The organism is Sphingopyxis sp. (assembly GCF_965279725.1).
In the GTDB taxonomy this organism is placed as follows: domain Bacteria; phylum Pseudomonadota; class Alphaproteobacteria; order Sphingomonadales; family Sphingomonadaceae; genus Sphingopyxis.
Window position 1 is genome coordinate 912,351 of record NZ_CBDIIL010000003.1, and the last position, 12,631, is coordinate 924,981.

The window sequence follows — 12,631 nt, forward strand, 5'->3', positions numbered from 1 at the left end:
GTTCCTGATATGTTCGCAACCGAATCGAAACGCACGGGAGACGCACGATGGCCGACGACTTGATTTTCTATACCAATCCGATGTCGCGCGGGCAGATTGCGCGCTGGATGCTCGAAGAGGTCGGCGCCCCCTATGAACCGCGCATTCTGGATTATGGCACGACGATGAAGGACGCCGCCTATCTGGCGATCAACCCGATGGGCAAGGTTCCGGCGCTCGTTCACGACGGCAAGGTCGTGACCGAGTGCGCCGCGATCTGCGCCTATCTGGCCGATGCGTTTCCCGATGCCGGGTTGGCGCCCGCGCCCGCCGACCGCGCCGATTATTATCGCTGGCTGTTTTTTACCTCAGGCCCGGTCGAACAGGCGATCACCGCCAAGCATTTCGGCGTCGAACCCGAAGGTGACCAGCAGCGGATGGCCGGTTTCGGTTCGCTCGACATGGCGCTGGACGCGCTGGAAAGCGCGGTTGCGGGCCGGGCATTTGTCGCGGGCGACCGTTTCAGCGCCGCCGACGTCTATGTCGGCAGCCAGATCGACTGGGGGCTGCAATTCGGCACCATCGCGTCGCGCCCGGCGTTCGAGGCCTATGTGGCACCGCTGCGCGAGCGCACCGCGTACAAGCGGGCCAAAGAAATCGACAACGGCCTGATTGCAGAGATGCAGGCGGCAGGCACAGCACCAGCTTAAGGCAATGCTTTCAGCAATCCGGCGGCGAGCGGCACGAGCCGCCGGACTTGGGGATCCTGCGATTCGCTGGCGGCGACATAGACGGCGTCGCCAAAAGCGCTGCTGTTGTGCACCGCCGCCAGCCCTGCCGCGCTGGCATAGGGCGTCTGCCACCGCACCGCCGCATCGGGATGGAGCGTCTGAAACCACGCCGCCCACGCCGCATCGTCGATGTCAGCGCGTTTTGCGAGGAACAGCAACGGCCGTGCCAGCCGCCGCGCTTCGCCATGAACATATAAGGGCGATGCGACGGGCGCGACCTGCGCCGCGATCGCCCCCAGCAAAAGATCGGCGTCGGCGCGCGCCAGCCGCGGGTTAAGTGCGAGTTGCATCAACAGGTCGGCACCGTGCGCCACCCCGTGCCGCCAGCCTTCGTCGGCAAAGAAACCGCGATAGTCGCGAACATCGCGCAGATAGGATGCTGCCGTTTCGGCAAGGGCGTGCAGTTCCGGCGCGGTCAGAAACGGATCGATCCAGTCAGCCCGCGCGATTTCGGAAAGAGTAAGCGCGGCGAAGGGTTTTCGGAAACCGGCAGCATCGTCGGGCTGGACCAGGATCGCGGACAGCTGCTGTCCGGTATAGCGCATCCATTCGGGCGAAAGCTGTTTGCCGCGAAGCCCTTCGGACCACAGCGCGAAAGCGAATTCGTCGCGCACCGCAGGATGCGGATCGCCCAGACACGCGATCAGCCCGTCGATACCTGTTTTGCCCGCGGCAGGGAAATAGCGCGCGGCGAACGCCTTAAGATCGCCGTCTGCTGGCTGCGCGACACGGCATATCGCCGTCGTTCCCGGTTCGAGCTCGGGCTCTTCTGCCAACGTCGGAACCGCGCACAGCATCGCCGCCGCCATCGCCCATCCCTGCATGATCCCGCTCCCCAGTTGCCCAAAACAAAGAACCCGGCGAATTGCTTCGCCGGGCTCCGATTTCTTTTTCTGTATCCCTCCGCTTAGTCGCGGCTGCCCAGCAGATTGAGCAGGAAGGTGAACATGTTGACGAAGTCGAGGTAGAGCGTCAGCGCGCCCATCACCACCGACTTGCCGACAAAGTCGGTCCCTCGGACATAGAAATACATGCTCTTGATCTTCTGCGTGTCATAGGCGGTCAGGCCCGCGAACAGCAGCACACCGATGACGCTGATCGCCATGCTGAGCGCGCTCGACTGCAAAAACAGGTTGATCAGCATCGCCACCAGAATGCCGACGACGCCCATGATCAGGAAGGTGCCGAAACCCGACAGATCCTTCTTGGTGGTATAGCCGTAAAGGCTGAGACCAATGAACGCCGCAGCGGTCGCGAAGAAGGTGGTTGCGATCGACGTGCCGGTAAACGCAATGAAGATCGTCGACATCGACAGACCCATTACCGCGGCATAGACCCAGAACAGCGCCTGCGCCGCCGTCGTCGACAGCTTGTTGATGCCAAAGCTGAGCACCAGCACAAAGGCCAGCGGGGCAAGCATCACCACCCACATCAGCGGGGTGCCGACCATCGAGGCGGTAAAGCCCGACTGGAACGCCAGCAGCGCGACAATGCCGGTCAGCAGGACGCCCGAACCCATATAATTATAGACCGACAGCATGTACGACCGCAGGCCGGCATCGACGGCCTGGTCCATTGCATTCGCGCCGGCCCCAAAACCGGAAGCCGCCATATTGGGGTCGTTCCAATTCGCCATTGTTTTCACTCCATCTTCGGCCAGCCCATACCGGCCGTTGGGGGCAATATCGTGATTTTCTTGTCGGCTTTCAAGCGAAACCGGTAATCGGGCAAGTTTCGATGGTGGCGTCGCGGGGAACGACTATGCTGCATGGGTCATGTCGAGCCATCGCCTGTTCGTCGCGCTGCGGCCGCCGCGCCCCATTCGAGACCTGCTGCGCGCCGCGATGCACGGCATCTCGGCGGCGCGGTGGCAGGACGACGAGCAGTTACACCTGACGCTGCGCTTCGTTGGCGCGGTCGATCATCACCGGGCAGAGGATATTGCCGCAGCGCTCGGTGCGCTCCACGCCCCCGCCATCACCGCGCGAATCGCCGGGGTCGGGATGTTCGATCGCCGAGGCACGCCGCATATGGTGTGGGCGGGGGTCGAACCGCTGGCACCGCTCGCCGCGCTCCAGCGCAAGGTCGATCAATTGCTTGCGCGCGTCGGGGTCGATGCCGAAACGCGCGCCTTTACGCCGCATGTCACGCTGGCCCGGCTCAACCGATCGGCGGGGCCGGTCGCGCCGTTCCTGACGTTGCACAGCGATTTGGCGAGCGCGCCTTTCCTCTTTGATCATGTCACGCTTTACGAAAGCGAGATGGGGCATGGCGGTTCGCGCTATCACCCGGTAGCGCGTTATCCGCTCGCGCTCGCCGCTTCGGCGACCAGCGCTGCGGCGACGGCGCTGACATCCGCCCAGGTTTCGGCGAAGCCATCGTCCGCGCCATAATAGGGGTCGGCGACGCTCTCGCCGCGGCGCCCCGGAACCAGATCGAGCATCAGCCGCAGCCGCGCCGTCGCATCGGGCGGCGCCAGCGCCCGCGCCTCGCGAAGATTTTCGGTATCCGCGGCGAGGATCATGTCGAAGCGGTAGAAATCCTCAGGCGCCAATTGCCGACCGCGCAGCCCGCCGATGTCGATACCCCGGCGGCGCGCCTCGGCCTGCGCCCGGCGATCAGGCGGCCGACCGATATGCCAATCGCCGGTTCCCGCCGAATCGATTGTGGCGTTCACGCCCGCGGCGGCAAAGGCCGCACGCGCCGCCGCCTCGGCCAGCGGAGAGCGGCAGATATTGCCGAGGCAAAGGAAGAGAATTGCCGGGGCGGCGGCGCCATCGCTATGCATTTTGTCCTCTTTTTGCTTCTCGTCGGCCAAAGTTGAACCGACTTTCAACTTGCGCCATTTTTCGGCTCTGCTAGCCATGAGCCATAATGATAACGGGTCAGGGAGAGGGTTGCCAGATGGCTGAAGTCGACACGACCGGGGCGCCGGTTTTTGCGGAACCAAAGGCCACTGGTTACAGCTGGTACGTCCTGTCGGTGCTGGTCGTCGTCTATATCCTCAATTTCATCGACCGGCAGATCCTGAGCATTCTGGCGGTCGATATCAAGGCCGACCTGGGCCTGACCGACGCCGATCTGGGATTCCTTGGCGGCGCGGCATTTGCGGTATTTTACGCCTTGTTCGGCATACCGCTCGGGCGGCTCGCCGACAATTGGAGCCGGGTCAAATTGCTGTCGATCGGTCTGACGCTGTGGTCGGCGATGACCGCGGCGTCGGGCCTCGCGTATAATCAGCTGACCTTGACGTTCGCCCGCATGGGGGTCGGCGTCGGCGAGGCGACCGCAAGCCCGACCGCCTATTCACTGATTTCGGACTATTTCCCCAAACGGCAACGCGCGACCGCACTCGCGATCTATTCGTCAGGCCTGTATTTGGGCGGCGGCGTTTCGCTGTTTATCGGCGCGCTGATCGTCAAGGCGTGGAACGAGGCTTATCCGGGCGGCGGCCCGATCGGGCTGGTCGGCTGGCAGGCGGCGTTCCTGGCGGTCGGTATCCCCGGGCTGATCGTCGCGCTGTGGGTGGCGACGCTGCGTGAACCGGTGCGCGGCGCGATGGACGGGGTGGTCAGCCCCAGTTCGCCAAGCCCTTTCCGCCAGTTCGCGCATGATTTGTCGACGATCGTACCCCCGTTCACGTTGATCGGCGCGTGGCAACGCGGGCCTCGCGCGCTGGCGATCAACATCGGGTTTGCCGCCCTGATCGCGGCCTTTGCCTGGTGGATGATCGACCTGACCGGCAATTTCCCGCAATGGTCGGCGGTCGGCCTTGGCTATTATGCCGTCTTCTCATGGGCGTGCACGCTGCGCGCGCGCGATACGGCGACGTTCCGCCTGATCTGGGGAACACCGGCCTTTCTTTGCACGACGCTGGGATATGGCTTGGTCAGTCTCGCTGCCTATGCACTCGCCTTCTGGTCGGCGCCCTATGCCGAAACGGTGCTCGGGCTTCCCAAGCAGGAGCTGGCGTTCATATTGGGCGCCAATGGCGCGGTCAGCGGCTTTATCGGGGTGATCGTCGGCGGCCGTATCGCCGATGCGCTGCGGGCCAAGAATCCCGCGGGCCGCATCCTGATGGTCATCTTTGGCGTGGTGGCGCCGATCGTCCCGATCTGGATCGGCTATACGACCGAGAATTCGACCCTCTTCTACACGATGAATTTTCTGGCCGGGATGTTCGGCGCGACCGCGTTGGGGGCCGCTGCCGCGACGACGCAGGATCTGGTGCTGCCGCGAATGCGCGGAACGGCGACCGCCGCCTTCTTCCTGGGTACGACATTGGTCGGGCTGTCGTTCGGCCCTTATATGGTTGGACAGATTTCCGATCTGGCAGGGACGGTCGTCGATGGCCAGCCGGTGGGCGATCTGCGCACGGGCATCTTGTCGCTGATCGGGGTCGCCCCGATCGCGCTGATCCTGTTGCTCTATGCGTATCGCGCCGTCCCGCAGGCCGAAGCGACGATCGTCGAACGCGCTGCAGCTTAACCGGCGGGTGCAGTCATAATGACGCCGCACGCGATGCGGTCGCCGCTGTTGCCGCTGGGATCGGTTTTCATGTCGTCGGGACCGGCATGAATCATAAACGCGGCGCCGTCGGCGTCGAGCACCGCGCCATCGCCGGTCAGGCGCGTCCCGACCAGGTGCAGCGTCGCGCGGCCGATCGTATCGGGTTCGACGACCAGATTGGGCAAATCGCCATGATGCGCACCCATCGGGTTTTCTCGGCCGTGCTGTGCGCCGGTCGGATTCCAGTGCGGGCCGGCGGTCGTGAATTTGGGCCCGTCGCACTGCCCGGTGGTGTGAACGTGCATGCCGTAGGTGCCAGCAGCAAAGCCGCGCGCGACGAGTTCGATTCGCAGCCCGCTGCCTTCCTTGAACACATCGATGCGGCCGCGGTCGGCGCCGCGCGCATCGACCAGGTCGGCATAGGCGTCGGGAACCGGAAGCTTGGTCACCGATTTTTTGCCCATCCCCGCGCAGCCGGCAAGCGTCACCGCGGAGAGAAGGAGGAGCCCATGAACCATTGTCTGTTTGCGGCGCGAACCAATCGTCATCTTGCTGCTCCCTGCGAATATGATCGGACTCAGAACGTCGCGAGTGCGCATTCCGATCCCTATTCGGCAACGATGGCGGGTTTTGTCGCCGGTTCCAAGCACATAGTCGGCTTTGGAGGAAAAGGGCAGGCCGTGGGCAATCGTCGCCGCCGCGAAGGCGGAGGACCATTGCTACCGCAACGCGTCATATCGCAATCCGCGTAAACCCGAAGATGCGCCAAGAGAAAGGGGCCGCGAATTGCTTCGCGGCCCCCCGAATTTTTTTGCCTGACGGCTTCGATCAAAGATCAGAAGACGCGGGCATATTGCTCGTTACCGACGAAGCCCAGCTTGCCGACGCCGCTGCGCTTGATCACCGCCAGCACCCGATCGACGACGATGTACCGGGCGTAGGGATCGGGCTGGACCTGGAGTTCGGGTTCGACCGGCAGTGCCTTGGTCTGTTCCAGATAGGTCGCCAGCTGCGCCAGATCGATCGGAGCCCCGTTCCAGGTGATCGTTCCTGCCGGATCGATCATCACCTTGTTCTTTTCGGGATCGACATTGCTGGTGCTGTTATCAGCGATCGGCAAATCGATCTTCACCGCGTGGGTCTGGACCGGGATGGTGATAATGAACATGATGAGGAGCACGAGCATGACGTCGATCAACGGCGTCGTGTTCATATCCATCATCGGTTCATTTTCGTCCCGTTCTCCAACTGCCATGGACATGGGTTTATTCCTTCAAAGCTTTGGCGAATCCGCCGATTAGAGGCGGGTCACCTTGATCGATCCAGCGGCCGGTTCGGAAAGGAATCCGATTTTCTGGAAGCCGGCGAACTGCATCGTATAAATCACGCCGCCAATGCATTGGTAAGGCGTGTTCACGTCACCGCGAATATGGACCTCGGGGAAATTATCATCGGTGATATTTTCCGGACCGCCGATTGCTTCGAGCAGTTCTTCGAGCTTTTTCTGCCCACGTTCCAGCAATTGCTTCGAATCGACCGGGGTTTGCCCCCAATATACTTCGCACGATGCGCTATCGACATTCGGCTCGCCGTCACCGTCGGTGTCGGCCGAACGGATCGACAACAGCACATTTTCAGGCTTCGTCGTTGTCACCTCGAACTGCACATCGGGCAGCTTGAGGTTCACCGTCTGCACCACCACGGGAACCGTGATGAGGAAGATGATGAGCAACACGAGCATGATATCCACGAGCGGAGTCGTGTTGATTTCGGACATTGGGCCTTCTTCGCCCTTGTCGCCTACACTCATCGACATAGGATTATCATCCTGTCACAAAAAATTCATGTCACGGACATTGGGTTGGCACGGCATCAGCCTTGCGCCCTGTCCAGCGGACCCCGCCTCCGCCACAAGGGCGAAAGGCGAGGATCCAGAGAAGTTAGGCCTTTTTCGGCGCAGCAGCGGTCGTCGCCGGGCCAACGCTGACCGGCTTCACCTGGCCGTTCGACATGATCGAACCGAGCACGTCGTTCGAGAAGGTCGACAGGCGGCGAGCGATCGACTTGTTGCGGCTCTGCAACCAGTTGAAAGCAAGCACCGCGGGAACCGCCACGATCAGACCGATAGCGGTCATAATGAGCGCCTCACCGACCGGACCGGCGACGGTGTCGATCGAAGCCTGACCCGATGCACCGATCTTCACGAGAGCGCGAAGAATACCGATAACGGTACCGAACAGACCGACGAACGGTGCGGTCGAACCCACGGTCGCAAGGAAGGCGAGGCCGCTGTTCAGCTTCGAGTTGATGTGGTTCTGCGAACGCTCGAGCGTGCCGTGCATCCAGTCATGCGCTTCGACGGGATCGGTCAGCTTGTTATGCTCTTCGTTGGCGCGCAGGCCGTCTTCGACGACCTGACGATAGGCGCTGTTCTTTTCGAGCTTTGCGGCACCATCGGCCAGCGTCGGGGCGCGCCAGAAATTGGCATCGACCGCCTTGCCCTGGTTCATGACCTTATTCTGTTCGAACAGCTTGGTGAACAGGATGTAGAGCGTGCCGATGAACATGATGAGCAGCACCAGGAAGGTGACCTGCGACACGACACCGCCATCGCACAGCGCGGGAACGAGACCATAAGGGCTCGCGCCTTCTTCCTTCACGCACATCGCCGCAGGCATCAGGGTGAGCCCAACCTCGTGGGCTGGCGCCGCAGCAGCGGCATTTGCGATCAGATTAAACATACTGGATATTCCCTCTCAAGAAATTCGATAAAATTCGAAAACAGACTGCCGCGCGCTGAAATCAGCGCGGGATCTGCCACCGGATACGATTGCTGTAGCTTCCGCCCGTGGGGTTACCCGCGCGATCCTTGCCCGGATTGAACCGGCCCCGGCGCTGGATAAGCTTGCAGGTTTCGGCATCAAGGTCGGCATGACCGCTCGACGCGGTGACGTCGCACGACGTGATCCGGCCATCGGCACCATAGGTGACGCGGAAACCCGTCGTCCCTTCGCGCTCTTCACGCATGGCGCGCGCCGGATAGTCGTCGTTCGTCGCCCAACGGCCCGGGTTGCCACGCGGCGTGCCAGCTGCGCTGAGATCAGCGGCAGGCGGCGGCGGCTGCGGCGGCTGGGGCGGTATATATTGCGGCGGCGGCGGCGGCGGTATCTCGCGCACAGCCTGAACGACGTTCGGGCTCGGCAACGCGATCGGCGGCCGCGGAATCACAACCGGCGGCGGCGGCGGCAGAACATTGTCTGGCGGCGGCGGCGGCGGCGGCTCTTCGGGTGGCGGCGGCTCTTCGACGTCCACCACGTCCAACTTTTCGGCAATTGTCTTGACGATGCTGATGTTCAGGCCGTTGACCAGGCCATAGCCCAGCACCGCCGTAAACAAACCAACCAAGACAATGGCCACTACCCTGTTTTTAGGGTCGACATTATCACCATAAGCCATTCAGGGACGACGCTCCTTGCTAGATCATCCTGACACCAATTCCCACCCGACAGGTCCAATGCCAAAAGCCCGGATGATTTCCGATGCGTTCCACAGACCCGGCGGAGCTACGTTCGGCTTATTATGTTCTTGCCGGACGCTTCACCGCCCGTCCTATCGCGGTGGCGGCAAGTTCGCAAACCCTTTATCAGGGGTTAATGTACGATGTCCCATGATGGGGACCAATGCGCCGTGACCGGTGTCAACAATGATGGAAAGTCAATCGACCATGCGCCTGTACCTGTCGGCGGCGATCGCCGGAATTTTGGCCCTTAGCCCCGGATTTACTGGCGTTTCCGCCATGCAGACGGCGGCACCAGCGACCGCGGCGAGCCCTTATAGCTATGCCGACATCGCCGATTTGGCGACCGCCGCACCCATGGCGTTGCACGCCCGTATCTATAAGGCCGCAGCGCTCAAACCCGATCGGTCGCCGGGTGTCGCGCCGGGTCAGGCGCGATTCTATGTCGAAGCCGATGTGGTCAGCCTGATTCGCGGATCGGGTCCGCTCGCGGCGCGCATTTCCTATCTCGTCGACCTGCCGCTGGACGCCAAAGGCAAGCCGCCGAAGCTGAAAAAGAAGCAGCCCGTCCTGCTCTTTGCGCGCCCTGTCGCAGGCGCGGCGGCGGGCAGCAGCAGCACCGGCAGTATCCGCCTGATCGCTCCCGATGCCCAGCTGCCGTGGGACGCCGCCACCGAGGCGCAATTGCGCGCGGTGCTGACCGAACTCGTCAAGCCCGGGGCGGCACCCGCGATCACCGGCATCGCCAACGGCTTCCACGTCCCGGGCACGCTGCCGGGCGAGGGTGAGACGCAATTGTTTCTCAACACGCCGACCGGCGAGCCCGTGTCGCTCACCATCCTGACCACCGCCGACGGATCGCGCCGCTGGGCGGCCGCATTCGGCGAGATCGTCGACGGATCGGCGGCGGTGCCGGCACGAAATACGCTGGCATGGTACCGGCTCGCCTGCGGCCTGCCGCGCCAGTTGCCGCTCAACAAGCTGGCCGGGACGGCGCCGGAGGATCGCCGCAAGGCCGCGTCGGACTATGGTATCGTCCTCGGCGCGCTGGGTGAATGCACGCGGACGCGCAAGCCGCCGACAGCCGGATAAACTTTGGCTTCGGCGCCGCACAGGCGCGCCAGGGTTGTTTCGATCGCAAAAGCCGATAGGGCGCTGGCAACAGCGGGGCGAAGCTTCGCGCCTTTGACGGAGTCCTGCATGTCGCCCCATCCTGCCCCGACCGCCCCTCGTCCGCCGCTGCGCGTTGCACTGGCGGGGATTGGTGTCGTGGGCGGCGGGGTCGTCCGGCTGCTCGAGACGAACCGCGACCTGATCGCCCGGCGCGCGGGACGCACGATCGAGATCGTCGCCGTATCGGCGCGCGACCGGCACAAGGATCGCGGCATCGACCTGACCCCCTATCGCTGGGAAGACGATATGGACGCGCTGGTCGCAGCGGACGATATCGACGTCGTCGTCGAGATGATCGGCGGCGCCGACGGATCGGCGCTGACCCTCGCGCGCCACACGCTGGGCGCCGGCAAGGCGCTGGTCACCGCGAACAAGGCGATGATCGCACATCATGGATTGGACCTGGCGCGGCTGGCCGAGGAAACCGACACGCCGCTGAAATATGAGGCCGCGGTCGCGGGCGGCATCCCGGTAATCAAGGCGATCCGCGAGGGCGCGTCGGCGAACGAGATCGCCCGCGTCTATGGCATCCTCAACGGCACCTGCAATTATATCCTGACGCAGATGGAGCGGAACGGCGCGAGTTTTGCCGACGCGCTGACCGCCGCACAGGCCGAGGGTTATGCCGAGGCCGACCCGACCTTCGACGTCGACGGCATCGATGCCGCGCACAAATTGTCGATCCTGGCAGCGCTGTGCTTCGGCACCCGGCTCGACATCGGCGCGGTGACTGCGAACGGTATCCGGAACCTGATCGCCGCCGACATCCGCGAGGCCGAAGCGCTAGGCCACCGCGTCCGCCTGATCGGCATGGCCGAGCGCAACGAAAACGGCCTGTACCAGCATGTCCAGCCGTGCTTGGTGCCTGCCGACCACCCGCTCGCCTATGTCCCCGGCGCGCTCAATGCCGTGGTCGCCGAGGGCAATTTTGTCGGACGGCTGTTCTTCGAAGGCGCAGGCGCGGGCGCAGGACCGACCGCTTCCGCCATCGTCGCCGACATCATCGATATCGCGCGCGACGAATATGGCCCTGCCTTTGCGATGCCCGTCGATTCGCTCGACCAGGCGCCGACTGCCGATGCGGGCGCGCGCGTCGGCAAGCATTATGTTCGCCTGATCGTCGAGGACCGCATCGGCGTGCTCGCCGAAATCGCGACCGCGATGCGCGATGCGGGGGTGTCGATCGAAAGCTTCATCCAGCGCGGCACCGACGAGGAGGATGGCGTCGTCATCGTGCTCGTCACCCACGCCGGCCCGGCGCGCGCGATCCACGCGGCGCTGGCGATCCTGGCGGGGTCGGACCATGTCGTCGGGGCGCCGATGCTGATGCCGATATTGGCTCTGTAGCCGCGCTTGAAATTGCCCCCGGGCTTGTTACTCCGGCACGAGCGAGCGGGGGAGCAGATATGGACATCGAAATCCGGCGCGGCTTGGCCGAAGCATGGGCGCTGGCGGGCGACCATCGCAACATGCTGGCGGTATATACTGCCATCGGGGTGATCGTCCCCTTTCTGCTGCTGTCGAGCGAGCCTATCTTCAGCCTGCGGACGATCATCGCGATCCTGTCCGATCCTTGGACCTACCGCGTCGGCGGGTCGATCACCGGCCCGCTCTATCTGCTCGGCATCGTCGCAGTGATCGTCGCGGGCGCGATGCTGGCAGCGTGGAACGGCATCCTCGCCGAACTGCGCGAAGGCTTTCTGTCCGAAGTGATGTATGGAATGGTCGCTGGCGTCGCTTATCTGCTCGCCAATCTGGTGCTGGCAATCACCATCGGATTAGTCGCGGCGCTGCCACTGTTCGTGCTTGGACCCGACGCGCTGTTCGGCACCGGCGGCGCGCTCGACATCGTCATCGCGCTGTATCGCCTGATCGTCTCGCTCGTCGGCAGCTGGATCGCGGCGCGCCTTTGCCTTGCCGGTGCGATCATGGGCGGACGCGGCAAGCTGGAGCCGGTGACCGCGTTCGTCGAATCGTGGCGGCGGACGCGGAGCGCTCAGTGGCGGCTGTTCGGCTTTTACCTGCTCTATGGCCTGCCGTTCGGCATCGCCGCAGCGGGGTTGATCATCGCCCACGGCGCGGTGATCCTGAACAATGCGCCGGGTGGCTGGATCGAAACGCTGATGAGCTTTGGCTGGATCCTGCTGTTTGCGCTCTATTTCGTTGGCCAGATCCTGATCCCTGCCGGACTTTATCGCACCAGCGAGCCGGAGATCACCGCCCGCGAGGTCTTTGCCTAATCTTCGGGCTCGGCGGCCGGCGGCTGGCCGGTCTCGGGATCGGTTGCGCGCTTCGCCTGTTCGTAAAGCGCATTATATTCAGGGCCGGGCTTCATCCGGCCGCCGATCGACATCCAGTTATAGGGCAGCTTGTCGAGACTCATCGCCTTTGCCTCGGCGCGCGGCAGCTTGGGCGGCGCTTCGCGGCCCTCCTGCGCAATCGCACGCAATTCGGGGGTCAGCCGGTGACGCTGGGTATCGGAGCCGCACACATTGATCGATCCGTCGTCGGCGGGTTTGCAGCGGCGGATCGGATCGACCAGCTCTTTCGCATTGGCCGCGGCGGTTTCGGCATCGCGCGGCGGCGGCGGCGCCGGCGGCCCCTGCACCTGCGCCGCAGATGTCACGGCGATGACGCACGATAGCGCGACAGCGGCCCCGAA

The 12,631-nt window shown here is 63.7% G+C and carries 15 protein-coding genes; 6 read left to right on the forward strand and 9 right to left on the reverse strand.

Annotated features, from left to right (window positions below; genetic code table 11):
• The first annotated feature begins 47 nt into the window (after positions 1 to 47).
• Positions 48 to 689, forward strand: a complete 642-nt coding sequence (locus tag ACQY6T_RS13225; RefSeq protein ID WP_428631365.1) for a glutathione S-transferase family protein — start codon at positions 48 to 50, stop codon at positions 687 to 689.
• Here ACQY6T_RS13225 and ACQY6T_RS13230 read toward each other — a convergent pair.
• On the reverse strand, positions 686 to 1,594 hold the full coding sequence (locus ACQY6T_RS13230; RefSeq protein WP_428631367.1) for a DUF2785 domain-containing protein: 909 nt from the start codon (positions 1,592 to 1,594) through the stop codon (positions 686 to 688). The two genes, ACQY6T_RS13225 and ACQY6T_RS13230, sit on opposite strands and share 4 nt — an antisense overlap.
• An 83-nt stretch (positions 1,595 to 1,677) precedes the next feature.
• On the reverse strand, positions 1,678 to 2,406 hold the full coding sequence (locus ACQY6T_RS13235; protein WP_428631369.1) for a Bax inhibitor-1/YccA family protein: 729 nt from the start codon (positions 2,404 to 2,406) through the stop codon (positions 1,678 to 1,680).
• A 139-nt stretch (positions 2,407 to 2,545) separates the two neighbouring features.
• On the opposite strand from ACQY6T_RS13235, the gene thpR reads away from it, so the two are divergent.
• Positions 2,546 to 3,163, forward strand: a complete 618-nt coding sequence (thpR, locus tag ACQY6T_RS13240) for an RNA 2',3'-cyclic phosphodiesterase (RefSeq protein ID WP_428631370.1) — start codon at positions 2,546 to 2,548, stop codon at positions 3,161 to 3,163.
• Here the strand turns inward: thpR and ACQY6T_RS13245 are convergent.
• Positions 3,070 to 3,558 carry a low molecular weight protein-tyrosine-phosphatase gene (locus ACQY6T_RS13245; protein ID WP_428632660.1) on the reverse strand — a complete coding sequence of 163 codons (489 nt, stop codon included), beginning with the start codon at positions 3,556 to 3,558 and terminating at the stop codon, positions 3,070 to 3,072. The genes thpR and ACQY6T_RS13245 overlap by 94 nt on opposite strands.
• A gap of 116 nt (positions 3,559 to 3,674) precedes the next feature.
• On the opposite strand from ACQY6T_RS13245, the gene ACQY6T_RS13250 reads away from it, so the two are divergent.
• Positions 3,675 to 5,258, forward strand: a complete 1,584-nt coding sequence (locus tag ACQY6T_RS13250) for a spinster family MFS transporter (RefSeq protein ID WP_428631373.1) — start codon at positions 3,675 to 3,677, stop codon at positions 5,256 to 5,258.
• On the opposite strand, the gene ACQY6T_RS13255 is transcribed toward ACQY6T_RS13250, so the two are convergent.
• From ACQY6T_RS13255 to ACQY6T_RS13275, 5 genes are all read right to left on the reverse strand, one after another.
• Positions 5,255 to 5,827: a superoxide dismutase family protein gene (locus ACQY6T_RS13255; protein ID WP_428631375.1), complete on the reverse strand. Its 573-nt coding sequence runs from the start codon at positions 5,825 to 5,827 to the stop codon at positions 5,255 to 5,257. The two genes, ACQY6T_RS13250 and ACQY6T_RS13255, sit on opposite strands and share 4 nt — an antisense overlap.
• A 287-nt stretch (positions 5,828 to 6,114) precedes the next feature.
• Positions 6,115 to 6,540, reverse strand: a complete 426-nt coding sequence (locus ACQY6T_RS13260; RefSeq protein ID WP_428631378.1) for an ExbD/TolR family protein — start codon at positions 6,538 to 6,540, stop codon at positions 6,115 to 6,117.
• A 36-nt stretch (positions 6,541 to 6,576) separates the two neighbouring features.
• Positions 6,577 to 7,095: an ExbD/TolR family protein gene (locus tag ACQY6T_RS13265; RefSeq protein WP_428631380.1), complete on the reverse strand. Its 519-nt coding sequence runs from the start codon at positions 7,093 to 7,095 to the stop codon at positions 6,577 to 6,579.
• A 124-nt stretch (positions 7,096 to 7,219) separates the two neighbouring features.
• Positions 7,220 to 8,020: a MotA/TolQ/ExbB proton channel family protein gene (locus ACQY6T_RS13270; protein WP_428631382.1), complete on the reverse strand. Its 801-nt coding sequence runs from the start codon at positions 8,018 to 8,020 to the stop codon at positions 7,220 to 7,222.
• 61 nt (positions 8,021 to 8,081) lie between these two features.
• The gene (locus ACQY6T_RS13275; protein WP_428631384.1) at positions 8,082 to 8,735 is read right to left on the reverse strand and encodes an energy transducer TonB; all 654 of its coding nucleotides are present in this window, start codon (positions 8,733 to 8,735) and stop codon (positions 8,082 to 8,084) included.
• Between the two features lie 340 nt (positions 8,736 to 9,075).
• Between ACQY6T_RS13275 and ACQY6T_RS13280 the strand changes: the two genes are divergently transcribed.
• The 3 genes from ACQY6T_RS13280 (at position 9,076) to ACQY6T_RS13290 (ending at position 12,209) form a co-directional block, all read left to right on the forward strand.
• Positions 9,076 to 9,888 (forward strand): hypothetical protein, encoded by an 813-nt coding sequence (locus ACQY6T_RS13280; protein WP_428631387.1) that lies wholly within the window; start codon positions 9,076 to 9,078, stop codon positions 9,886 to 9,888.
• 108 nt (positions 9,889 to 9,996) lie between these two features.
• The gene (locus ACQY6T_RS13285) at positions 9,997 to 11,316 is read left to right on the forward strand and encodes a homoserine dehydrogenase (RefSeq protein ID WP_428631390.1); all 1,320 of its coding nucleotides are present in this window, start codon (positions 9,997 to 9,999) and stop codon (positions 11,314 to 11,316) included.
• 59 nt (positions 11,317 to 11,375) lie between these two features.
• The gene (locus ACQY6T_RS13290; protein ID WP_428631392.1) at positions 11,376 to 12,209 is read left to right on the forward strand and encodes a hypothetical protein; all 834 of its coding nucleotides are present in this window, start codon (positions 11,376 to 11,378) and stop codon (positions 12,207 to 12,209) included.
• Here ACQY6T_RS13290 and ACQY6T_RS13295 read toward each other — a convergent pair.
• On the reverse strand, positions 12,206 to 12,595 hold the full coding sequence (locus ACQY6T_RS13295) for a hypothetical protein (RefSeq protein WP_428631394.1): 390 nt from the start codon (positions 12,593 to 12,595) through the stop codon (positions 12,206 to 12,208). The genes ACQY6T_RS13290 and ACQY6T_RS13295 overlap by 4 nt on opposite strands.
• Positions 12,596 to 12,631: the final 36 nt, after the last annotated feature.